This is a genomic window from Paraglaciecola hydrolytica, from assembly GCF_001565895.1.
Classification (GTDB): Bacteria; Pseudomonadota; Gammaproteobacteria; order Enterobacterales; family Alteromonadaceae; genus Paraglaciecola; species Paraglaciecola hydrolytica.
In genome coordinates this window covers 182,716-207,026 of record NZ_LSNE01000011.1, presented here as the reverse complement: position 1 = coordinate 207,026, position 24,311 = coordinate 182,716, and the positions used below count along the sequence as shown (strand labels likewise).

21 protein-coding genes are annotated in these 24,311 nt (G+C 43.7%); 12 read left to right on the top strand and 9 right to left on the bottom strand.

The features are described from left to right. Positions 1 to 22: 22 nt before the first annotated feature. Complete coding sequence (locus tag AX660_RS19320) at positions 23 to 1,066, bottom strand: type IV pilus twitching motility protein PilT (protein WP_068380754.1); 1,044 nt, start codon at positions 1,064 to 1,066, stop codon at positions 23 to 25. Between the two features lie 30 nt (positions 1,067 to 1,096). Here AX660_RS19320 and AX660_RS19315 point away from each other — a divergent pair, with 30 nt between their 5' ends. Genes AX660_RS19315 through AX660_RS19300 form a run of 4 tightly spaced genes read left to right on the top strand, consistent with a single transcriptional unit; the run spans position 1,097 to position 3,667 of the window. Next, positions 1,097 to 1,780 carry a YggS family pyridoxal phosphate-dependent enzyme gene (locus AX660_RS19315; protein WP_068380751.1) on the top strand — a complete coding sequence of 228 codons (684 nt, stop codon included), beginning with the start codon at positions 1,097 to 1,099 and terminating at the stop codon, positions 1,778 to 1,780. A gap of 29 nt (positions 1,781 to 1,809) precedes the next feature. Continuing rightward, on the top strand, positions 1,810 to 2,631 hold the full coding sequence (proC, locus tag AX660_RS19310) for a pyrroline-5-carboxylate reductase (protein WP_068380748.1): 822 nt from the start codon (positions 1,810 to 1,812) through the stop codon (positions 2,629 to 2,631). A 54-nt stretch (positions 2,632 to 2,685) separates the two neighbouring features. Further along, positions 2,686 to 3,228: a YggT family protein gene (locus tag AX660_RS19305; protein ID WP_068380745.1), complete on the top strand. Its 543-nt coding sequence runs from the start codon at positions 2,686 to 2,688 to the stop codon at positions 3,226 to 3,228. Between the two features lie 19 nt (positions 3,229 to 3,247). Next, positions 3,248 to 3,667 (top strand): DUF4426 domain-containing protein, encoded by a 420-nt coding sequence (locus AX660_RS19300; protein ID WP_068381191.1) that lies wholly within the window; start codon positions 3,248 to 3,250, stop codon positions 3,665 to 3,667. 506 nt (positions 3,668 to 4,173) lie between these two features. Here the strand turns inward: AX660_RS19300 and AX660_RS19295 are convergent. Together AX660_RS19295 and AX660_RS19290 are read right to left on the bottom strand one after the other, a co-directional pair. Beyond that, complete coding sequence (locus AX660_RS19295; protein WP_131811836.1) at positions 4,174 to 4,581, bottom strand: hypothetical protein; 408 nt, start codon at positions 4,579 to 4,581, stop codon at positions 4,174 to 4,176. 633 nt (positions 4,582 to 5,214) lie between these two features. Beyond that, positions 5,215 to 6,381, bottom strand: coding sequence for a XylR family transcriptional regulator (locus AX660_RS19290; protein WP_068380740.1), 1,167 nt, complete (start codon positions 6,379 to 6,381; stop codon positions 5,215 to 5,217). 183 nt (positions 6,382 to 6,564) lie between these two features. Between AX660_RS19290 and xylB the strand changes: the two genes are divergently transcribed. Beyond that, entirely contained in the window at positions 6,565 to 8,025 is a 1,461-nt protein-coding gene (xylB, locus tag AX660_RS19285) for a xylulokinase (RefSeq protein WP_068380737.1), read from the top strand. 198 nt (positions 8,026 to 8,223) lie between these two features. Next, the gene (gene xylA, locus AX660_RS19280) at positions 8,224 to 9,543 is read left to right on the top strand and encodes a xylose isomerase (protein ID WP_068380735.1); all 1,320 of its coding nucleotides are present in this window, start codon (positions 8,224 to 8,226) and stop codon (positions 9,541 to 9,543) included. Between the two features lie 272 nt (positions 9,544 to 9,815). On the opposite strand, the gene acnB is transcribed toward xylA, so the two are convergent. After that, a complete protein-coding gene (acnB, locus tag AX660_RS19275; protein WP_068380733.1) occupies positions 9,816 to 12,428 on the bottom strand; it encodes a bifunctional aconitate hydratase 2/2-methylisocitrate dehydratase in 2,613 nt (870 codons plus the stop codon). Positions 12,429 to 12,616: 188 nt separating this feature from the next. Next, positions 12,617 to 13,828 carry a PQQ-dependent sugar dehydrogenase gene (locus AX660_RS19270; protein WP_235594792.1) on the bottom strand — a complete coding sequence of 404 codons (1,212 nt, stop codon included), beginning with the start codon at positions 13,826 to 13,828 and terminating at the stop codon, positions 12,617 to 12,619. Positions 13,829 to 13,889: 61 nt separating this feature from the next. Between AX660_RS19270 and AX660_RS19265 the strand changes: the two genes are divergently transcribed. Further along, positions 13,890 to 14,357 carry a hypothetical protein gene (locus AX660_RS19265; protein WP_068380730.1) on the top strand — a complete coding sequence of 156 codons (468 nt, stop codon included), beginning with the start codon at positions 13,890 to 13,892 and terminating at the stop codon, positions 14,355 to 14,357. 319 nt (positions 14,358 to 14,676) lie between these two features. Here the strand turns inward: AX660_RS19265 and AX660_RS19260 are convergent, their stop codons facing one another. The 4 genes from AX660_RS19260 to argE all read right to left on the bottom strand — a co-directional run bounded on the left by AX660_RS19260 (position 14,677) and on the right by argE (position 18,546). Next, positions 14,677 to 15,384, bottom strand: a complete 708-nt coding sequence (locus AX660_RS19260; RefSeq protein ID WP_068380727.1) for a hypothetical protein — start codon at positions 15,382 to 15,384, stop codon at positions 14,677 to 14,679. Positions 15,385 to 15,792: 408 nt separating this feature from the next. Next, complete coding sequence (locus tag AX660_RS19255; RefSeq protein WP_068381185.1) at positions 15,793 to 16,200, bottom strand: methylglyoxal synthase; 408 nt, start codon at positions 16,198 to 16,200, stop codon at positions 15,793 to 15,795. A gap of 34 nt (positions 16,201 to 16,234) precedes the next feature. Then, positions 16,235 to 17,353 carry a GGDEF domain-containing protein gene (locus AX660_RS19250; protein WP_068380724.1) on the bottom strand — a complete coding sequence of 373 codons (1,119 nt, stop codon included), beginning with the start codon at positions 17,351 to 17,353 and terminating at the stop codon, positions 16,235 to 16,237. Between the two features lie 41 nt (positions 17,354 to 17,394). Then, positions 17,395 to 18,546: an acetylornithine deacetylase gene (gene argE, locus AX660_RS19245; protein ID WP_068380721.1), complete on the bottom strand. Its 1,152-nt coding sequence runs from the start codon at positions 18,544 to 18,546 to the stop codon at positions 17,395 to 17,397. A 314-nt stretch (positions 18,547 to 18,860) separates the two neighbouring features. Here argE and argC point away from each other — a divergent pair, with 314 nt between their 5' ends. The 5 genes from argC to argH are packed head-to-tail and all read left to right on the top strand — an operon-like array spanning position 18,861 to position 24,298. Continuing rightward, positions 18,861 to 19,877, top strand: a complete 1,017-nt coding sequence (argC, locus tag AX660_RS19240) for an N-acetyl-gamma-glutamyl-phosphate reductase (RefSeq protein ID WP_068380718.1) — start codon at positions 18,861 to 18,863, stop codon at positions 19,875 to 19,877. Positions 19,878 to 19,881: 4 nt separating this feature from the next. After that, complete coding sequence (gene argB / locus AX660_RS19235; protein WP_068380715.1) at positions 19,882 to 20,703, top strand: acetylglutamate kinase; 822 nt, start codon at positions 19,882 to 19,884, stop codon at positions 20,701 to 20,703. Further along, positions 20,703 to 21,632 (top strand): ornithine carbamoyltransferase, encoded by a 930-nt coding sequence (locus AX660_RS19230; RefSeq protein WP_068380712.1) that lies wholly within the window; start codon positions 20,703 to 20,705, stop codon positions 21,630 to 21,632. The genes argB and AX660_RS19230 overlap by 1 nt, the downstream gene beginning before the upstream one ends. Positions 21,633 to 21,674: 42 nt before the next feature. After that, the gene (locus AX660_RS19225; protein WP_068380709.1) at positions 21,675 to 22,916 is read left to right on the top strand and encodes an argininosuccinate synthase; all 1,242 of its coding nucleotides are present in this window, start codon (positions 21,675 to 21,677) and stop codon (positions 22,914 to 22,916) included. Continuing rightward, positions 22,916 to 24,298, top strand: coding sequence for an argininosuccinate lyase (argH, locus tag AX660_RS19220; protein WP_068380707.1), 1,383 nt, complete (start codon positions 22,916 to 22,918; stop codon positions 24,296 to 24,298). The genes AX660_RS19225 and argH overlap by 1 nt, the downstream gene beginning before the upstream one ends. Positions 24,299 to 24,311 lie beyond the last annotated feature (13 nt).

The following is a 24,311-nucleotide window of genomic DNA, read 5'->3' as shown; positions in this document are numbered from 1 at the left end:
TGTGTCCTTGGTATGGCCCTAATTAAAAACCAGATGTGGGTTTTTTATCAATAGATTTAGCCGCTGCATCTTGTGGGGTAATTAAACCTTGCGCCACTAAACGCTGTAAACACTGATCCATAGTTTGCATACCATGTTGTTGTCCGGTTTGAATAACCGAATACATTTGCGGGACTTTGTCTTCACGGATCAAGTTACGAATAGCAGGAATACCCAACATGATCTCGTGAGCAGCAACTCGGCCCCCCCCCACTTTTTTCAATAAAGTCTGGGAGATAACCGCCCGTAAAGATTCCGATAACATCGAGCGGATCATGGATTTTTCCGCTGCCGGAAATACATCAATAATACGGTCAATGGTTTTAGGTGCTGAGTTGGTGTGCAAAGTACCAAAAACTAAATGGCCAGTTTCTGCCGCTGATATCGCCAATCTAATGGTTTCTAAATCCCGTAACTCACCCACCAAGATAATATCGGGATCTTCCCGCAAGGCTGAACGCAGTGCGTTATTAAAACTGTGGGTATCACGATGCACTTCACGCTGGTTGAGCACACACAATTTGTTTTCGTGCACAAATTCAATGGGATCTTCAATGGTCAGAATGTGTTCACGTTTGGTGCTATTGATATGATCGATCATGGCCGCCAAGGTGGTACTTTTACCCGAGCCTGTTGCTCCAGTAACCAATACAATTCCTGTAGGCTGATTAATAATTTGTTTGAATATCTGTGGCGCACCAAGTTCATCCAAACTCAAAATAGTGCTGGGGATGGTTCTGAGTACCGCTGCTGCCCCACGGTTTTGTACAAAGGCATTGACCCTAAAACGCGACAAGTCTTTCACTTCAAAAGAAAAGTCGGTTTCGAGGTTTTCTTCATATTCTTTACGCTGTTTATCATTCATGATTTCAAAGATCAGCGCATGCACTTCTTTGTGCTCTAAGGCAGGCACGTTAAGTTTACGCATCTCACCGTCTACCCGGATGATGGGGGGCAAACCAGCTGAAAGATGTAAATCAGAGGCTTTATTTTTCACACTAAAGGCTAAAAGTTCGGTAATATCCAAGCCAAATTCTCCCGCAAAATTTTTGATATCGTGGAAACAATAGCAGAACGTCTCAAAAGCGCATACCAAACAATCAAGCAATCTGCAGTAGATGCCCATCGTCCACCAAACTCGGTCAAATTGCTAGCCGTGAGTAAAACCAAACCCGTATCCGATATCGTGCAAGCGTATGAAGCCGGACAACGTTTGTTTGGCGAAAACTACGTGCAAGAAGCGGTGAGCAAAATTCAGGCTTTACAGGATTACCACGATATTGAATGGCATTTTATTGGTCCTATCCAATCGAATAAAACCAAGTTAGTAGCAGAAAACTTTAGTTGGGTACATTCCATTGACCGACTCAAAACCGTGCAACGTTTAAATGATCAACACAGTGCCCACAAGACTCTGAATGTCTGTATCCAGGTCAATGTAGATAATGAGACCAACAAAGCGGGATTGGCGGTGACTGAGGTGCTGGACTTTGCTCAGCAAGTTGCCCAACTGCGTAATATAACGCTGCGGGGTTTAATGTGTATTCCTAAAGCCAATACATCGGCTGAGGAACAACAACAAAGTTTTGCTACAATGGCAGGGCTTTTTAGCCAGTTAAGGGCTTTATATCCCGAGGTGGATACCTTGTCGATGGGCATGTCTGATGACATGGGCCTTGCAATTAGGCACGGCAGCACCATGGTAAGAATAGGTACGGCCATATTTGGTCATCGTGCTTGAACATTTTAAAGTAGATAGACAGAGGTAAAATGCAACATAGAAAAATAGCCTTCATTGGCGCAGGTAACATGAGCAAAAGCATTATCAGTGGTTTAGTTAAAAACGGCTATCCCGCTTCATCCATTTTTGCCAGTAACCCTTCACGCCCCAAATTAGACGAACTCCATAATACTTTGGGCATTCAAATTAGCCAGTCCAATGCCGAAGTTGTAGCACAATGTGACGTGATAGTACTGGCGGTTAAACCCCAGTTGATGGAACAGATGTGTAGTGACTTAGCGGCCAGTAATACTCTCGACGGCAAATTGTTTATTTCCATTGCGGCAGGTTTACCCGTCAAACGTTTACAAGAGATGTTACAAGGCCAAGATAAAGTTATTCGTACTATGCCTAATACGCCAAGTGCACTAGGTAAAGGCATGACGGGTTTATTTGCACCTGAGAATATAAGCACTGCCGACAAAGAATATGCCGGACAACTACTCAAACATGTGGGTGAAATCGCATGGGTCAATGAAGAATCACTCATCGACAGCGTAATTGCCGCAGCGGGTAGCAGCCCTGCTTACTTTTTTGCCTTTTTGGAAGCCATGCAACAAGAAGCTGAACGTCAAGGTATTGATCATGACACCGCCAGATTGTTAGTGCAGCAAGCGATGTTAGGTGCAGCAGAAATGGTTTGTCACAATCCACAACTTGAAATAAGTGAGCTGCGCGCCCAAGTTACCTCCAAAGGAGGCACCACAGCCAAAGCCCTTGAAAGCTTTGCCGCGCACAACTTAAGTGACATAGTGGCAAAATCAATGCAAGCTGCTGTCGCCAGAGCGCAAGAAATGGCCAGAACGTTTTAATAACATCAGGCAAATATAAACCCAAGTCTTTAGTGTGCAGGAAATAAGCAAAATATGAGTTCGATTGAGTTTTTAATTAGTTTACCCTTTACGCTGTATATCATGATTGTATTACTGCGGTTTTGGTTACAGCTAACACGGGCCGATTTTTACAACCCCTTAAGTCAGTTTATTGTAAAAGCGACTCATCCCTTAGTGGCACCGTTACGCCGTGTGATCCCTTCAATGGGCAGATTTGATACCGCCACCTTGGTTCTCGCTTGGTTAGTGGCTGTGGCCAAAATTGTCGTCTTGGGTTTTGTCATTGGTTACAGTTTGAGTAACTATTTTGCAGTGGCTTTTACCGGCTTGATATTAGTCCTAAAAGAAGCTATCGACTTAGTCGTTTATGTTTTGATTCTGCGTGCCATCATGAGTTGGATAAGCCAAGGACGTAATCCTATGGAATTGGTATTAAATCAACTGACCGAACCCATGCTTGCCCCCATCCGTAAACGCATGCCGGACTTAGGCGGTTTAGATTTATCGGTCATGGTAGTGATTTTAATCTTAATCTTTTTGCAAAAACTCATGGGTGATTTGTTTGGTATTTTCTAGCTTTTCTTGCTCTAAAACACTGAGTGTCATTTTTGCTGCGCTAACCTTGTTTGCTTTTGCAAGCAAGGCCAACGCTGAACAAAAAGTCGCACTAGGTACTTGGGATGTACATTACATCGCCTTCAACACCACCTTTTTAACGCCTGAAATTGCCAAAAACAACGGTATAGTGCGCAGCAAATACAACGCTTTGATTAATATCTCGGTACTGGATAAAAAAAGCCAAGCAGCACAAAACGTAATCCTAAGCGGCGAAGCCAGAAACTTATTAGGCGTGACTAAAAAGCTCAGTTTTAAACAAGTCAAAGAAGGCGAAGCCATTTATTACTTGGCAGTATTGCCCTTTAGCGATCAAGAACACTATCGCATCAATGTGGATATTAACGACGGCAAAAGCCAACAAAAGTTGAAGTTTGAACATAAGTTTTATGTTGAGTAGATAGAATTAGCGGCGAGTTTCGAGCAGCGAGCAGCGAAGGGTTGTCGCTGCGCGACAGAGCATGCACTACGTGCGCTTTTAAAAGCATAACTGCACTACTAAGATTATGCGCTGCGCGCACTTATCGCTTCGCGACCGCAATCCATTGCGTTTTTCTAACGGCGTCCCTGCCGCCCGACCATACTTTTCTCCAACAGCTAAGAAAAGTAGGCAAAAGAAGCCGCTCTCCGACCAACTTCCTATTCCAATTTCACTTGCACCTTGTTGATCAAACCGACGTGGAGATTACCTCCCTGTACTCACCACGCCTTGTCCAAACGTCCTGTTTGGACATTTGACAAGGCACAACTGAAATCGGGGAAGTTGGAGTCGAGGGAACAAACGATTCTTCGAATTAACGTCTTGATAATAGGCGCAGTCTGTGGAGCAAGTTTTTGTGCAAAGATGCCCGAAGGCCATGCACAAAAAGGTGCGTAGCAGGATGTGTCCTAAGATTAAACAGTTTGTTATGCGCTTTCTGGATCATTAAAAGATAGCACTGCTTTATAAATGCCTTTGGATCGCCAGCCACGTAAAAAACCAGACCTTAAGTTTGCTCCTAAATTGGAGTCCTCAGAAAATTTTGATGCCTTCCAGAATTTAGATTTGCTTGTGCCGTCTGTAAAGAACAAGGTTATATAAGCCGATTTGTTTTTGATTAGTGCCTTTTTAAAAACCACTTCTGTCATGCCATCAAATTCTATCTCTAATTTTGTTGAAGCAACTATCTCTTGCATAGTTGTAGTGGGCTTAAAGCCGTTTGCTTCATATGCATTGACGATTTTCTCGATCACACTGGCTGGAGTATCAAAGCCTTCAGCGTGACTTTTAAGACGATTATACAGTTTTTCGGTAATTCGGATTACTTGACTCATAACTGCCTCTGCAACATCTAGACGAAGGCACACTGTAACCATGTTACCAAATATGTCAAATATTATGTTGCGCATAAAGTTAATTAGTCGGAATTCATGTTAGCTCCGGATTTAACATTATTCCGACTAATATTAAATTTTTCTTAATATTTCATACTCTTATTCAAATGAAAGAGGCAATATTTCGATCCATAATTTGTATTTAACCTGAATCGGGTTAAATCCAGAAAAGCGGAAATAAATCGAAGAAAGTGGCATTTTATCTCGACTCCAACTTACCCGATTTCAATTGTGCCTTGTCAAATGACCTCACAGGACGTGAGGTCAAGGCGTGTAGTGCACAAGGATGTGCGCTCACGCCGGTTTGATCAACAAGGTACGGTTGAAATTGGATCAGTAAGTTGGTCGGAGAGCGGCCCTTTTTGGTTACTTTTTGCGGCTGTTGGGAAAAAGTAACTCAAGCCGCAGGGACGCGGCTTGAAGAAAGCAATGGATTGCGGTAAGCGCAGCGCATGCTCCGTGCACGAAGTGCATGCCTAGTCGCGAAGCGATAAGTGCGCGTTGCGCATAATCTTAGTGGCCGAAGGCCATAAAGTAAGCGAAGCGCATGCCCGTCGCGTAGCGACAAGAAGCCTACTTCGCTCCATCCCTAAACTCACGGGGAGTTTTGTCATAATGCTTTTTAAACACGGCATACATGTATTGCAAGGATGGATAGCCACAAACTTGGGCGACATCGTTGGTTGACATGCTTTCTTCGGCTAACAGTTTGCAAGCCTTAGCCAGTTTTTCATTATGAATTTCAGTATGAATACTGTGTCCACGCTCTTCTCTAAAACGCTGTTCAAGGTTTGAACGGGAAACGCCCACATAATCTAATACCTGCTCAACCTTGATCCCCCGACAGGCATTTTGCCGTATGTAGTGCATGGCTTGGATAACATAGGGATCTTTTAAGGCTTTAAAGTCAGTGGACTGACGTTCTGATACACCTGCAGGCGGCACCAATACTCGTTTATTTTTTAAATTAGGATTATCCAGATGACGATGCAACAATTTAGCGGCCTGGAACCCCATATCAAAACAGCCCTGGGTCACGCTGCTCAAACTGATACGACTTAAATAACGGGCGATATCATCGTCATCAATACCTACGATGGAAATGCTGTCGGGCACCAGTTTACCTATATGCTCACAGGCCTGTAATAAATGGCGGGCACGGGCATCGGTTACCGAAACTATGCCCACTGGATTAGGCAAACCTTGGATCCAGTCAGTCACGCGGTTCATGGTGTATTGCCATGTTTCGGGGCGAGTTGGATGGCCACGGTAAATCGAACAATCGTAACCATCTGCTTTACATAATTTGACCATGGCACGTTCACGCTCTACCGCCCAACGATGATTTTGATCTGCCGGAAAGCCGTAAAACGCAAAACGTTCTAAACCCTTTTTCTTAAGATGTTCGTAAGCGGCTTTCACCACTTCAAAATTATCCGTAGCAACGTAGGGCACATCGGGATAATCCTCATCATTAGAGTAAGAGCCGCCAATGCCTATGACCGGCACCTTGGCATTTAACAAGGCCGATTGAATGGCTGGATCATCAAAATCCGCAATAATGCCATCGCCGCCCCACTCTTCTATATGTTCGAGACGGGCGAGAAAATCTTCTTCCAGATAAACATCCCAATCCACTTTAGAGGATTGTAAATAGTGGCCAATACCTTCAATAACTTGGCGGTCGTAAACCTTATTGGCATTAAATAAAAGACTGATACTGTGCTTGGCTTGATACATAGACACTCCAACGAAGCTATTTACGTTTTTTCGTATTTTGCAACATAATTGTTACATATAGCTATGACGTAAGACAACAGGTTTATTATGAAATATCATTATTTAATTTCGTAATTAATCCTACAGGTCTTTAAAAATAATTCCTTCTGCTAGAATTCGTGAAACTTTTAATGAGGCTTATGTATGTTTATAGGTGTAGACCTAGGTACCTCTGGTATTAAAATAGTGTTAACAAATAGTGAAGGGCAGATTGTAGATAGCAGCTCTAGCCACTATGAAGTCAGCCGCCCAAAGCCACTTTGGTCGGAACAAAATCCACAAGATTGGTGGACAGGTTTTTGCACTGCTATGGATAAACTAAGCGGTAAACATGACTTGTCTGGCGTACTCGCTTTAGGTCTATCAGGTCAAATGCATGGCGCCACTTTGATGGATGTTGACAATCAAATTATCCGTCCAGCGATTTTGTGGAACGATGGCCGTTGTGAAGCCCAGTGCAAAGAAATTGAACGTTTAGTGCCTCAGTCTCGAAGCATAACCGGCAACATCATGATGCCAGGTTTTACCGCGCCTAAATTACTGTGGGTTAAACAAAATGAGCCTGCTAATTTTGCCAGAGTTGCCAAGGTGCTGTTACCTAAAGATTATTTACGCCTTTTATTAACGGGTGACTTTGCTTCTGATATGTCAGATGCGGCAGGCACCATGTGGTTAGATGTTGGCGCTCGCACCTGGCATAGTGGTTTACTTCAAGCCTGTGGTTTAAACGAGTCCCACATGCCAGCTTTATACGAAGGTTCGCAAGTTACTGGCACATTAAAAGCTGATATTGCTAAACGCTGGGGCATGCAAGCTATCCCCGTCATCGCCGGTGGCGGTGATAACGCAGCGGGCGCTGTGGGTGTTGGCATCGTTAAACCCGGTCAAGCCATGTTATCCCTTGGAACTTCAGGGGTATATTTTGCGGTAGCTGACGGTTTTACGGCCAACCCTGAATCTGCAGTTCACAGTTTTTGTCACGCCCTGCCCGGCACTTGGCATTTGATGTCGGTAATTTTAAGTGCCGCCAGTTGTTTGCAATGGTTTGCCGACAATATTGCCAAACGTCCGGTGCAAGACTTACTCGACGAGTTGGATAATGCTGATATTCAACTTGAGCATTGCCCGGTATTTTTGCCCTATTTAAGCGGTGAACGTACCCCACACAACAACCCTTTTGCTAGTGGCAGCTTTTTTGGTTTGAACCATTCAACGGCTCAAGTCAATCTGACCTATGCGGTATTAGAAGGTGTGAGCTTTGCCTTTGCTGATGGTGTTGAAGTATTACATGCCGCGGGTGCACAAGCTGAGGAAATCACCTTAATCGGTGGTGGTGCAAAAAGCCATTATTGGCGCCAATTGCTGGCCGATGTATTGCAACGCCCAGTAAATTATCGCACTGGCGGCGATGTCGGTCCTGGATTGGGTGCTGCTCGTTTAGCGCAGTTAGCCACAGATAAAACCCTAAGCTTAGAGCAAATTTGCCCACAGCCTGAGCTTGAATCCGTGTTTGAACCGAATGCACAGCGTTCAGCTTTGTTGCAAAAACGCCGTCAAACCTTTCAAAAACTTTATACCCAACTCGCACCGCTAATGTGTGAGTAAGGTTTGTAAGTATGGTTTGCGAAAAATAGTGCACAAATAACCGAAAACCATTAGCGGTAGGTTTTAAATTGCATATTTAACAAAATATCAACAAAAAGCACACTGGCTAATTAAGAAAACATAATTGTTAGCGCTACGGCTAAGTAGCATCATAGCGCTATCGTAATCATTTTATTTTGACCATTTCAGGAGAGCCACATGGCTGAGTATTTTAAAAACATATCCAAAATCCAATACGAAGGTACAGGGTCTACTAACCCTTTAGCTTTTCATCATTACAACCCTACTGAAGTTATTTTAGGTAAGACCATGGCTGAGCATTTACGTTTTGCTTCATGCTACTGGCACAACTTCTGCTGGGACGGTTCTGATGTATTTGGACAAGGTGTATTTGGCCGTCCATGGTTACAAGCTGGCGATGAAATGCAACGTGCTAAAGAAAAAGCCAATGTTGCTTTTGAGTTTTTCTCTAAATTAAACGCCCCTTATTACTGCTTCCACGATGCAGACGTTGCACCTGGTGGCAACAATCTTAAAGAATACGTGAATAACTTCGCTGAAATTACTGATGTGCTTGAGCAAAAACAAGCTGAAACAGGCATGAAACTGTTATGGGGTACAGCTAACTTATTCAGTCACCCTCGTTATGCCGGTGGCGCTATCACTAGCCCAGATCCAGAAGTATTTGCCTACGGTGCAGCACAAGTGTTTAACGCCATGAACGCCACTAAGCGTTTAGGTGGTGAAAACTACGTATTATGGGGTGGCCGTGAAGGTTATGAAACCCTGCTTAATACTGATTTGCGTCAAGAGCGTGAGCAACTTGGCCGTTTCATGCAAATGGTGGTTGAGCACAAAAACAAAATCGGTTTTAAAGGTGCTTTGTTGATTGAGCCTAAGCCACAAGAACCAACAAAACACCAGTACGACTACGACAGTGCCACGGTTTATGGCTTCTTAAAACAATTCGGTTTAGAAAACGAATATAAAGTTAACATCGAAGCTAACCACGCAACATTGGCTGGCCATTCATTCCATCACGAAGTCGCTACCGCCGTATCTTTAGGTATTTTTGGTAGCTTAGATGCTAACCGTGGTGATGCACAATTAGGTTGGGATACTGACCAGTTCCCTAACGACGTACCTGAATTGACTTTAGTCATGTACGAAATCTTAAAATCAGGTGGTTTCACTACTGGTGGTATGAACTTCGACTGTAAACTACGTCGCCAAAGTTCTGATCCTGCTGACATGTTCCATGGCCACATTGGTGGTATGGATCACTTAGCATTAGCTCTACGTAAAGCAGCTGCCATCTTAGAAAAAGACTTCTTAGCTGATTTTGTTAAACAACGTTATGCAGGCTGGAGCGGTAACTTAGGTAAAGCTATCCAAAACGGTGAGCACAGTTTAGCGACCTTGGCTGAATTTGCTGTTGCCAATAACTTGCAACCAAAACACGTTAGTGGTCAGCAAGAATTGTTAGAAAATAAAGTTAACCGCGTACTATTTGGTTAATTCTTTATAGAGATATTTATACCCAATAGCATTGGAATGGCAGCCAACAACGCTGCCGTTTCAAGGGTGAAGAAAGGTGGGTATAAAAAACACAGTTTGTAAAAACCAGTTGGCGAATGTGTGTGTCCCGTGGTTCGTCGACTTTTTGCAAGGCCTCTATTTTAGAGGCCTTTTTTTATGTCTGAGTTTTGAGTGTGCTAAATTTTGCGCAAAAAAAAAGCCGGAAAGCTAAACACTCTTTCCGGCTTTTTTAAGTGCTCGTTACCTAGTAACTAGGCAAGTTGCAAAGTAGGAATAATATTCTTCTTAGCTTCTTCTTCAGCTGCTTTGAACGATGGCATACGATCGAAGTTCAAATAACGGAACACATCGCCCGACATTGATTCAATCTTATTAGCATATTCCATATATTCTGCAGCACTGGGGATTTTACCCACGATAGCGCCAACAGCGGCCATTTCAGCTGAACACAAATACACGTTTGCACCATCACCTAAACGGTTAGGGAAGTTACGAGTAGAAGTCGATAATACCGTTGCGCCAGGTTCAACACGTGCTTGGTTACCCATACACAATGAACAGCCCGACATTTCAGTACGTACACCCGCTTTAGCGTAAACGTTGTAGTAGCCTTCTTCTTTAAGCTGGGCTTCGTCCATCTTAGTCGGCGGAGACATCCACAAACGTGTTGGCAAAGTACCGTCATATTGCTCAAGCAATTTACCCGCAGCGCGGAAGTGACCAATGTTAGTCATACATGAACCGATGAAGACTTCATCAACTTTGTCGCCAGCGACTTCAGATAAAGTTTTGGCATCATCTGGATCGTTAGGGCAGCATAAAATCGGCTCTTTGATTTCGTTTAAGTCGATTTCTAATACTTCAACATATTCAGCGTCAGCATCGGCTTCCATCAATTCTGGTTTAGCTAACCATGCTTCCATCTTACGTGCACGACGCTCAAGGGTACGTTGGTCGCCATAACCTTCGTTGATCATCCAACGTAACATGGTGATGTTAGAAGTCAGATATTCAGCGATAGAATCTTGTGACAACTTAATAGTACAACCAGCCGCAGAACGTTCAGCAGAAGCATCAGATAATTCAAAAGCTTGTTCGATAGTTAAACCATCTAAACCTTCAATTTCTAAAATACGGCCAGAGAAAGCATTGATTTTGCCTTTTTTAGCAACCGTCAATAAACCGGCTTTGATGCCGTATAAAGGAATGGCATGCACTAAGTCACGTAAGGTGATACCAGGCTGCATTTTACCTTTAAAACGTACAAGGATAGATTCAGGCATATCCAAAGGCATAACACCTGTGGCAGCAGCAAAAGCCACCAAACCAGAACCTGCAGGGAAAGAGATACCCATAGGGAAACGGGTATGTGAGTCACCACCAGTACCGACTGTATCAGGCAATAACATACGGTTTAACCAAGAGTGGATAATACCGTCACCTGGACGTAAAGACACACCGCCACGGTTCATGATGAAATCAGGTAGAGTATGCTGAGTTTCGATATCGATAGGCTTAGGGTAAGCCGCTGTATGACAGAAAGACTGCATAGTTAAATCAGCCGTAAAACCTAAACACGCTAAGTCTTTTAATTCATCACGCGTCATAGGACCGGTAGTATCTTGTGAACCAACAGTCGTCATCTTAGGTTCGCAATAAGTGCCTGGACGGATACCTTTAACACCACAAGCCTTACCCACCATTTTCTGAGCAAGAGTATAACCCTTACCCGTATCAGCTGGTTGCTCTGGTTTACGGAACATATCGTTAGCCGGTAAACCCAAAGATTCACGGGCTTTATCGGTTAAACCACGGCCGATAATCAGGTTAATACGGCCACCAGCACGCACTTCGTCTAACAATACTTTTGACTTGTATTCGTAAGTGGCAAGCACTTCGCCGGTTTTGTGGTTAGTGATTTTTCCTTCCAGAGGGAAGATGTCGATCACGTCACCCATATTCATTTTTTCTACGTCGGCTTCAAATACTAAAGCACCGGCATCTTCCATGGTATTGAAGAAAATTGGCGCCACTTTGCTACCAAAACAAATACCACCGCCACGTTTGTTAGGTACGCCCGGCATATCTTCACCGAAGAACCACAATACTGAGTTAGTGGCTGACTTACGTGAAGAACCTGTACCAACAACGTCACCCACAAAAGCAACGGGGTAACCTTGGGCTTTAATGGCTTCGATTTGTTTTAGTGGGCCCACTTCGCCGTGTTTTTCAGGTGTTAAACCATCACGAGTCATTTTAAACGCAGCGCGCGCGTGTAATGGGATATCCGGACGTGACCATGCGTCAGGCGCAGGAGACAAGTCATCGGTATTGGTTTCGCCGGTCACTTTAAATACGCTGACCGTAATTTTTTCAGCTAAATCAGGGCGAGAGGTAAACCATTCGGCTTCGGCCCAAGATTCCAATACGTCTTGAGCATATTGGTTGCCGGCGCGGGCTTTATCTTCAACATCGTGAAAACGGTCAAACATTAACAAAGTATGTTTTAACTCTTCTGCGGCTAACTCGGCTAATTCAACATCATCCAAGGCATCAACCAAAGTCACGATGTTATAACCACCGTGCATATTGCCTAGTAATTGGATAGCTGCATCTTTAGAAATTAACGCACATTCTGTTTCGCCTTTAACGATAGCGCTTAAAAAGCCAGCTTTAACATAGGCTGCTTCATCTACACCAGGAGGTACACGCTCAGAAATTAGTTCAAGTAAAAACGCTTCTTCACCGGCCGGTGGCGCTTTTAACAACTCAACTAAACTGGCAGTTTGCTCGGCAGTTAATGCTTGTGGTGGGATACCCTCTGCTGCACGTTCAGCAACGTGTTTACGATATGCTTCTAACACTATACGATCCTCTTGGTTGGCTCCGGAAATACAACTTATGGTGGAGGTTAGGAAATAAACCTATGCAGTATAAAGCCTTATATGCAAAATTAAAATTCATCTAGGCTAAAGTTTAACTATAGTGACTATTGATTTTGGTGATAAGACACTGAAAATTAACATTTTTTAAACATAAAACTAGCATTTAGTCATTTAAGCGCCGTAACTCGAAGTATTTTTCCATCTGCTGCATCCGTCAACAAATACAAGCTACCATCAGGATGCACACGAATATCGCGCAAACGTTCGCCAATTTCACTAAACAGGGTTGTTTGCGTAAGTACCCTATCACCCTCTAATTGCAACCAATATACTTGTTTAAACTTGAGTGAGGTGGCAAGTAAATCACCTTGGGCATTAGCAAACATCTCACCGCGATACATCACCATGCCTGATGGCGCTATGGACGGAGTCCAATCAACCCAAGGTTGTTGCATACCGGGGTATTCGGTAAAAGGACTAATGCGCGCGCCTGAATAATCAAGACCTTGGGTGATCACTGGCCAGCCATAATTATAACCCGCTTTAATGATGTTAACTTCATCACCACCTGCAGGACCATGTTCATGGGCAAAAATCTGCTGGCGTTGTGGATCATATAAAATCCCTTGAGGGTTACGATGGCCAAGAGAATAGATATATTGGATTGACTTATTTTCATGATCTACAGCCGAAGTAAGTTCCTCCCCACTCTCAACAAAAGGATTATCCAGTGGCACACTACCATCATCCATAATGCGGATAATTTTTCCTAACAAACTCGACTTAAGTTGTGCTTGTTCACGAAAATCAAAACCATCACCACTAGTAATTAACAGGCTGTTATCCGGCAAAAACGCCATACGCCCACCATAATGCACAGGGGTATTTTTTGTTGGTGTAACCGTAAACAACACTTGTTGCTCGAGCAATTTAAGTCCACTGAGTTTAGCGCGCATGACTTTTAAGGCATTATTCTGATCTGTGCCAGATGCATAACTTAAATAAATCCAGCCGTTTTGGGCATAGTCAGGATGTAGCACCACATCCAATAACCCCCCCTGACCTTTAACATAAATATCATCAGGTAGGCCGCCGATTGGTGTCGACACTTCACCAGCAACGACTTTGCGCAACTGTCCTGTGCGCTCGGTCACCAATAAAGCATCATCGGGTAAAAATGCCAATGACCACGGAAAAGACAAACCAGTGGCTACTTCGCTTACTTGATAAGCCGAAAACTTTTTGCCGGAAGCGGGTTCAGCTTGTGCGACGGTCGCAAATGCAATGTGGGTCAGTGTCAGCAAAAAAACAAAGAGGTGAAATACTCGAATAAAATTATTGGGAAATATCATAAGCTCAGCACCACTAAAATTTTTCATTGGGTTATAAGCTCGATAGTGCCATGATAATGGTCATCATATCTATCTATGCAGATACTTTATGCAGCGTTTTTTTACTCTGGTTGGTCATTTTTTTGCGGCATCGCTGCTCACCTTCATCTGTGCCAGCATGGTGCATAGTCAGTTTGTCTTACATGGCTTGAGTGACTTAGGCATCGTGATTTCTTGGTCTGATCGACTACGCATGACCTGGCAAGATCTGCAGGGTTTATTCCCTACCCTTGGACCCATTATTAGCTTGAGTTTATTTTTAGGCTTGCTCGCCCTAACGCTGTTAAAAAAATGGCTAGTCACACTTTATTCACCACTTAAGCTACTTTACCCCTTAGCTGGCGCCAGTGCAGTTGGACTCATGTTAATCGCCATGCAACCCATTATGAATATTACGCTTATCGCCAGCGCCCGCTCTCATGCAGGGATATTGGCTTTATGTTTATGTGGCGCAATAGGGGGATGGGTGTTTGGACGTTTACGCTGCGGGCAAACACTGCTAAAAGCAGAAGCTTAAAAGCATCGCTACGCGATGGGGCATGCGCTTTGCTTATTTATCGCTGCGCGACCGCAATCCATTGCGTTTTTCTAACGGCGTCCTTGCCGTCCGACCATACTTTTCTTCAACAGCTAAGAAAAGTAGGCAAAAGAAGCCGCTCTCCAACATTGCTCTAATCCCTGCGCGTCTTGATTTTATAAGGCCGTGAGCAGATGTTCCCGACATCATTCTCACTCAAAGTGCATCCCTGCACTTTGACCTTTTAAAACCAGCGGTGCTCAGGGAGCAATGAGTCGAGAAGAACACCTATTTCTTCGAATTTATACCTTATTAAATTTCATACTGACACAAAAGAAAGTTTCGACTTTCGAACTGGAGCCTTTAGTCCATATTTCACACATAAATCCGAAACGGCTTCAACAAAATTAGACTCTGCCTCTGGAGCAAGCACAACACTTCTGATTAATTTATTAAGATCTGTCAATGGCAGACGCATTCCCATTGATGGATTTACATTCCTATGTGGAGACACAACGACTCGAAGTTCATTTTCGAATTTGTAGGCTTCACTCTTAAATTGCAATACATCTCTAGGCGCCCCAATGCCACAATTAGGAGGCTTTTTATGATTTATGTACTTTACTTTACGCACATCAATAGGTTCATTCCAATCTAATGCGCAATGAATAATTCTCTCAACAGTAGTAGTTATTGCGACGCTAGTCTTAATGCCACCATACAACTGCCATAAAGCCATATTATCATTGGCACCGATAGTCCAGCAGCTTACAAAGTTCTCTTCTCTCGCTCTTCTATAAAATTCGTCCGAATTTGTTTTTATTGCGCCATTTTTACACCCTTCATCTATTGACCTTCGTAAACATGGGAATAACGCGCCTTCCAAACGATCTGAAAAACCATCTGCTCGTCTAAAATAGAGAGACTTCGAATGTAAGATATCCAAAAGCTTTGGCAAATCTAAATAACGTCTTAGAATTTTTTGGGTATTTACCTCAGAACCAACCGTTGCCAATGTACGTTCCATAAAAACCTATAATTTTCGTGCCCTTAATTTTTATTTAACCAGAATTAGGCTATATGTAGCAACACGAAATTTAATCGAAGAAAGTGCTTTACACTCGACTCCAACTTACCCGATTTGAGTCACGACTTGTCAAATGACCAGACAGGATGTCTGGACAAGGTGAGGTGAGCATATGGACGTGCTCTCCGCACCGGTTTGAAAACAAGTTGGGGCTTAAATTGGAATAGTAAGTTGATTGGAGAGCGGCCCTTTTGGGTTACTTTTTGCGGCTGTTGGGAAAAAGTAACTGGCATGTCAGGGATGACATGTCATAAACGCAATGGATTGCGGTCGCGAAGCGATGCTTTAAAAGTAAGCACCGCGCATGCTGTGTCGCGTAGCGATAAGCTTCGTGGCCGCAGGCCATGCTTAAAGATCCGGCAATTGCCGTTGATAACTCCCATCAAAAAACAACGGCGAGGTTATCACCATATCCGCTGTAGACATATTACATGCCACCGGCACATTCCACACTGAGCACAAACGCAATAAGGCTTTTACATCGGGATCGTGGGGTGCGGGATTCAGCGGGTCCCAAAAAAAGATCAAACAATCGAGTTTGTTTTCGGCTATCAAGGCGCCGATTTGTTGGTCACCACCTAGTGGACCACTTTTATAACGATGAATATCCAGGGCCAAGGCTTTCATTAACAGGCCACCGGTGGTGCCGGTTGCCACGAGTTTATGTTTACTGAGCTCACTTTTATGCTCTAGCGCCCATTTGATTAAATCGGGCTTTTTATGATCATGTGCCACTAGGGCAATGGTTTTTTGCATGGTTAAACCTTGTTGTTTTTTATGTAAATCGACACTAACCAAGTTCAACTCGATTACGTCCATGGATCTTGGCTTGAAATAAAGCCATTTCGGCTATTTGCAGTAATAACGTCGGTGATGAAAACTGTTTAGGTTGAACCACGCCCACACCAATGCTCGCGGTAATAGTATGGCTGTCATCACCACACTGAAATTCTTCAAACTCTAGGTTATGTCGAATAACCTCGGCCAGTTTCAGTGCTGCGGCCTGTTCGGTATCGGGTAAAATCAAGACAAACTCCTCACCTGCATAACGAATTACCATGTCGGTTTGTCTTTTGGCACTTTGCCTGATGACATCCGCGATATGCACCAAACATTGATCACCAAACTCTTGCCCATGGGCTTCGTTGATGGTTTTAAAATGATCAATATCAATCATCAGCAATGCAATCTCAGTACTATTTCGTATCGCCAATTGCCATTGATATTCAAAACAGTCTTCAAAATAGTGACGATTATAAATCTTTGTGAGTGAATCTATTTTATCTTTTGAATCAATGTCTTGTTTATTTTTCATTAAACTTAACTGAAAGCTATGGTTAAGGATGTAATGTTTGTGACAACGCAAAGCAAAGGCTAATAGGTACATCCAATAAGCGATTAATAGGTAAGCTAAAAACTGCAGATTGTCTTGCCCAAAACTCATGGCTGCTGCCGGCAATAGCATTAATACAAGATAGATTTGAGTCATTACCAATTTAGAACGCATACTAAATATGGCCCCATTACTGTCCACGGCTAACATTAAAATACTTGCCAGCAAAGCAGGGCTAAGAGCATCTAAGTTGATTTGATAAACATAAAATCCAGACCAAAACAAAGCTTGCAGGAGCAATAAAAAATAGTGAGTCGCCATCCATATTCGCGAGGAGCTGGCATAAAAATATTGATGCAAGGCAATATGAGTAAAACGCAGTAGAGAAATGACAATAATCAGCCAGCTTAGCTGTAGGGTCAGTAAGGGTTGTTTACTGTAAAAACCGGTTAGTATCACTATCAGTAACCAACCCAATATTTGCACTAACAGGCCGATCCTAGCGCTAAGGATAAAATCCAAATCACTTTGGCGCCGAAAATCATCCACGGAATTTATTTGTGTTGTTGTATTCATAAACCCCTACCTGTCTCTTTTTACCGTCTAACTTACTCCTTTTAATGCTGAATACAAACACCTTGTATAAATTGCTGCAGTACACGCACAGTAGGCTCTACATAGCCTAAGGACATAAACTCATCCGGTTGATGAGCTTGGTCGATACTTCCCGGCCCCAACACCAAAGTATCGCAACCTAATAAGTTAATAAAAGGCGCTTCAGTGGCGTAGTTAGCGCTTTTGGCTTTTTTACCTGTGAGTTTTTCGGCTAAGGCAATAATATTTTGCTCGTCTTTACAGGCAAAAGAGGGAGCCGTTGGATACATTAAATCCAGACTTAAACGATTGGGAAAACGCTCACGTACTGGCGCCAATGCAGCTTCTATCATCGCCAATGCTTCTTCATCGGATAATTCAGGTACCGCGCGTAAATCAAAATTTAATAAACACTGACCACAAATGCGGTTTTCACCATCGCCGCCATGAATATGTCCCAAGTTCATGGTCACATGGGGCACACTAAAAGCATCGTCATGATATTTAGCTTTGAGTTTGCTTTGTAAATCCATTAGCTGGCCTATCGCTTGATACATAATTTCGATGGCGTTCACGCCTTTGGATGGATCGCTTGAATGCCCTGCTTTGCCTTCAATATTCAGACTCTGGGCAATATGTCCTTTATGTTTGTAGATGGGTACTAATTCAGTTGGCTCACCGATAATCGCCATGGAGGGTTTAATCAGTTGCTGCTCGGCAAAAAAGCGCGCACCTGCCATGGAGGTTTCTTCGTCGGCGCTGGCTAATATGTATAAAGGTTTGTTTAACTTATTGAGTGGGATGGTTTTTAAGGCTTCAAGGATAAACGCAAAAAAGCCTTTCATATCACAGGTACCCAAACCGTATAACTTGTCGTCCTTTTCGGTCAATTTAAAAGGGTCTGACTGCCAACGGCCTTCGTCAAAAGGCACAGTATCCGAATGGCCGCATAACAACAAACCACCTTCCCCCGATCCTATGCTGGCTAGCATATTAAATTTGTTATTGGTACCCGGCACAGGCTGAATATTTATTGAAAAACCAAAATCCGCCAACCAACCTGCAAGTAGTTCGATAATAGGCCGATTTGTTTCGTCTATTTTTTCATCAAAAGCGCTGATGGAAGAGGTAGAAATGATACGAGCATAATGTTCTAAGAAAGATGAATGTTGCATAAGATCCTTAAGATATATTTATTCACTTTTATTGCATAACTATCCCGCATCTGGCATTCTATTGTCAACACGGCTAGGGCACTTAAAAGTACTTTAGTCATACTTTAGCTTAATTTGGTTTCATAACGAATATGTTCACTTTTATTTCATCCGAGTTTTCCCTGCCTAGCTTCGCCAGCATGTTGTATCGACGATAGTCGAAGTCTGATTGCGTATAGCGCACTCCTTACCTTTGAGATAAATGCTCAAAGGTAAGGAGTGATTTTTTTGTTGGTTATTTGCTACCCTGTTTGCAGGAAATAAAGGATTGTCCCATGTTTAAAACTTGTATTATTGGCGCCAGTGGTTATACCGGCGCAGAGCTAGCTTTGTTATTACAACAGCACAGTCAATTTGATTTGGCGGCTTTATATGTGTCAGAAAACAGTCATGACGCCCATAAAAACATTGGCGATTTACATGGTTTTTTATACGAACAAATCGACCTACCGCTTTTACCCCTAAAAGAATCAGACATGTTGGCGCTTGCCGAAGAAATGGACGCGATCTTTTTAGCGACGCCCCATGAAGCCAGCCATGAATGGATGGATAAATTAGCCGGTAAAAAAGCCGTTATCTTTGATTTATCTGGTGCGTTTCGTTTAAAAGATAAAAGTGTCTTTGCTCAGTATTATGGTTTTGAAAACACCCAGAGTGCTTGGTTACAACAAGCTGTTTATGGTTTAGCTGACTGGCACCAAGAGCAAATTAAACAGGCCGCACTGGTTGCAGTACCAGGTTGTTATCCAACGGCTTCGCTTACCGCGCTAAAACCTTTGTTTAACGCCAAGTTATTAGACTCACAACATCGCCCTATTATCAATGCGATATCGGGAGTGTCTGGTGCTGGCCGTAAAGCTGCCTTAAACAGCAGTTTTACCGAAGTGAGCCTGCAGGCCTATGGCGTATTAGGTCACAGACATCAGCCTGAAATTTCGAACTACTTAGGCACAGAGGTTATTTTTACTCCTCATTTGGGTAACTTTAAACGCGGCATTCTGGCCACCATCACAGTAAAAGTGGCTGCTGGTGTCAGTGCTGAGCAAATTAATCAAGCCTATCAGCAAGCTTATGCAGGCAATCCTATTGTGCGTTTGCGTAAAAGTTGGCCGAAAATTGATGACGTAGCACAGACGCCATTTTGTGATCTGTTCTGGAAATTTGATAGCCAAAGCGGCTATTTAGTGATCACCAGTGCCATTGATAATTTACTCAAAGGTGCCGCCTCACAAGCAGTGCAATGTGCTAATTTACGTTTTGGTTTTGCTAGTCAACTAGGTTTGGTGAATTAAGTTTATGAATACCTTAGTAATTAAAGTCGGTGGCGCGTTTATGCAAGCCGATGAACTGGCTTTAGAGCTACTTGGCGTCATTAAACAACTACAGCAAAAATTGTGTGTAGTGTTAGTGCATGGTGGCGGGCCTATGGTGGAAGAGCTATTGGCAGCCTTGAACATGACCAGCCATAAAATTGCTGGTTTACGAGTCACGCCTGCTGATCAAATGCCTTTAATTGCCGGTGCCTTAGCGGGTACCGCCAATAAACAACTCTGTGGTTTAGCCATCAAAGCGGATTTAAATCCGGTTGGACTGAGTTTAGCTGATGGCAAAATGTGTTTAGGTTCAGTATTAAACCCCGAGCTTGGCCGTGTTGGTTCAGTCGTGGCTGGCGATCCACAGCTACTTAAACTCTTACTCAGCAATGAAATGTTACCCATCATTAGCTCTATCGGCGCCGACTCAGAAGGTAAGTTGTTAAACATCAATGCCGATCAAGCCGCGACAGTTATCGCCCAGTTGCTTAATGCCGAGCTTATTTTACTGTCTGATGTGCCTGGTGTGCTTGATGCCAATAAAGAGCTATTGACTAAACTTGATGGCGAACAGATCGCCGAACTTATTGATAAGGGCGTAATCCGTGACGGCATGATAGTCAAGGTGCAAGCGGCGTTGACGGCGGCAGAAAGTCTCGGTCGTAGCGTGACTATTGCAAGTTGGAAATCAGCGACTAAACTACTAGGTTTTTTGCATCATGAGGCGGTAGGTACGCTTATATCACCTGCTATTTCACCTACAAGCACTACGCTTCCACATTCTAAAAAGACTAAGGCAGATTGATGAAACAGGATTTACTTTCATTTAAGGACTGGGACAAAACTCAATTAGAGCAATTGCTCACATTAGCCAAGACCATAAAAGCCAACCCTAAAGCTTATCGTAAGGCCTTGGATGGTTTATCTATTGTGGCCTTATTTGAAAAACCCTCATTACGTACCCGTGTCAGTTTTGACATTGGTATTCATAAATTGGGGGGCCACATGGTCTATTTGGACAGTCAGTCAAACAAATTGGCTGGGCGCGAAGATGTTAAAGACATGGGCGCTAATTTAGCCTGTTGGGCCGATGCTATTGTGGCGCGGGTATTTGCTCACTCTACCTTAGAAGAATTAGCCGAGTCAGCCAAAGTGCCGGTGATTAATGCCTTATGTGATATGTATCACCCTTGTCAGGCCGTGGCCGATTATTTGACGATTAGCGAGCATTACCCAGATTTAAGCAAGGTAAAAGTAGCTTACATTGGTGACGGTAATAACGTAACTCATTCCTTGATGTTAGTGGGTGTGGCACTGGGCTGTGAAGTGATCGTTATCACACCAGCAGGTTATGAAGTGGATGCCGGCATCGTTGAATTAACTCAGCAACGTGCTGCTCTTTACGGTGGCAAACTGACTATCAGTACTGATATGGACGCAGCTATCGGCGCACAAGTACTTTACACCGATACCTGGATTTCCATGGGTGACAACACCCCATTAGCTGAAATCAAAGAAGTATTCGACGCTTATAAAATTGATGAGGCTTTAATGGCACGTACCGGCGCAGATTATGTGCTGCACTGTCAACCAGCCCATCGTGATCTGGAGATCAGCGGTAGTTTGATCGACGGTGACAAATCTCTGCTGATGCAACAAGCGGAAAACCGCATGCATGGGCAAAACGCAATATTAGTGCAACTATTAGCTGCTAATTTTAAACCAGCTAATTAAACCAACATTCATTTTATAAACCGACTTAGGGCAGGAACAACAATGGCCAAAAAACAAATTAAAAAAGTGGTATTAGCTTATTCAGGTGGCTTAGATACCTCTGCAATCATCCCTTGGTTAAAAGAAAACTACGAAGGCTGTGAAATCATTGCCTTTGCTGCCGACGTAGGTCAAGGCGAAGAAGAACTGATTGGCTTACGCGAAAAAGCCCTAAAAACCGGTGCTAGCGAATGTTATATCGTTGATCTTAAAGAAGAGTTTATCGCTGACTATGTATTCCCTACCATCACCACAGGTGCGGTGTATGAAGGTGAATACTTGTTGGGCACCTCTATGGCACGCCCCATCATTGCTAAAGCACAAGTAGAAGTGGCTTTACGAGTTGGCGCTGACGCCCTATGTCACGGTTGTACCGGTAAAGGTAACGACCAAGTACGTTTTGAAGGCACCTTTGCTGCCCTTGCCCCTGAGCTAACCGTTATCGCCCCATGGCGTGAGTGGGACATGGTCTCACGTGAAGATTTGTTAGATTACCTAGCTGCTCGTGATATTCAAACCACAGCCTCAGCCACTAAAATCTATAGCCGTGATGCCAACGCTTGGCACATCTCCCACGAAGGTGGTGAGTTAGAAGATCCTTGGTGTGAGCCAAGCAAAGGTGTGTGGACCTTAACCACTGATCCAGAAGATGCGCCTAACCAAGCTGAGCGTGTCATGTTGAGCTTTGAAGAAGGCAAATTAGTTGCCGTTAACGATGAAAAATTAAGCCCTTATCAAGCGGTAATGAAATTAAATGCCATTGCTGGTGCTCATGGTGTTGGCCGTATCGACATCGTTGAAAACCGCTTAGTGGGCATGAAATCTCGTGGCTGTTATGAAACCCCAGGTGGCACGGTTATCGTTGCTGCTTATAAAGCCCTAGAAACCTTAGTATTAGATAAAGCCGCCCTTAAATACCGTGAGCAAATCGGTTTAGAGTTTTCACACGTTATGTATGACGGTCGTTGGTTCACCCCATTAAATGAAGCATTGTTAGCCGGTGCAGCGTCTTTTGCCAAAAAAGTAACAGGCGACATCGTGGTTAAATTGTATAAAGGTCAGGCTACTGTGGTACAACGCCGTTCACCTAACAGCTTGTATTCTGAAGACTTTGCCACCTTTGGTGCCGATGATGTGTATGACCAAAGCCATGCCGAAGGATTTATCCGTTTGTACAGCTTATCTAGCCGTATCAGTACTTTGAATCAAAAGGCTCGCGCCCTTAAAGAAGCAGGTAAAGCATAATGAGTTTATGGGGTGGTCGCTTTCAAGATGGCAGCAGTGCCATGTTCAGACGGGTAAACGATTCGTTTCCCTTTGATCGTGTCTTAGCTAGTCAAGATATCCGTGGTTCAATTGTATGGTCGCGCGCCATTTGCAAAGCCGGCGTGCTGAGCAAAGACGAGCAACAACAACTTGAATCAGCCTTAAACGCCTTATTGGTTAAAGCCGATGCAGGTGAACTGGATTTTGATGCCAGCACGGAAGAAGACATTCATAGTTTTGTCGAAGCCACCCTCATAGAACAACTTGGTGACGTGGCCCGTAAACTTCATACGGGCCGTAGTCGTAATGATCAGGTCGCCACTGACTTTCGTTTGTGGTGCCGTGAACATGTTGACTTACTCACTCAGGATTTAGAACTGGTTATTCGCTCTTTGTTAAACACGGCTAAAGCCAATCAAGAGGTGATTTTGCCGGGTTATACCCACTTACAACGTGCTCAACCTGTGCGTTACCCACACTGGTGTTTGGCCTACGTGGAAATGTTTAAACGTGACTTAAGTCGCCTGCGCGATTTAAAAGCTCGTTTAAACCAATGTCCATTAGGCAGTGGCGCGCTAGCCGGTACGGTTTATCCCATTGATCGTCAAGAGATAGCTGAGCAATTAGGTTTTGCTAGCCCTTGTTTAAACAGCTTGGACGCCGTATCTGATCGTGACTATGTGTTAGAAACCTTATTTGCTGCGAGTACCAGCATGATGCATTTGTCGCGTATGGCGGAAGATTTGATCTTTTTTAATACCGGTGAAGCAGGTTTTATTACCTTGGGTGACCAAGTCACTTCTGGCTCATCCTTGATGCCACAAAAGAAAAACCCTGACGCATTAGAGCTGATCCGTGGTAAATGTGGCCGTGTATTTGGCAGTTTGCAAGCCATGTTAGTGACCATGAAGGGTTTACCTCTGGCCTATAACAAAGACATGCAAGAAGATAAAGAAGGTTTATTTGATGCGATGACCCAGTGGCATATCTGTTTGTGTATCGCCAGTGAAGTGGTCGACACTATTAAACTCGACGCCCAGCGTTGCGCTAAAGCGGCCCGTGAAGGTTACGCCAACGCCACTGAACTAGCCGATTATTTGGTTGGCAAAGGCATTCCGTTTAGAACTGCTCATGATATTTCAGGCCAAGTCGTGCTCGGCGCATTGGCACAGAAAAAAGCCATTGAAGAGCTAAGTCTGGACGAGTTGAAAAAATATTCAGACCTCATCGAAGACGATGTGTACGGTATCTTGCAACTTGAGTATTTAGTTAACAAACGTTGCATTTTGGGTGGTACCGGCGCTGAGCCAGTGGCTAAAGCTCTAGATGCTGCACTTGCTCAATTCGCGGTAAAAGCTTAGTCAATTTGCACTT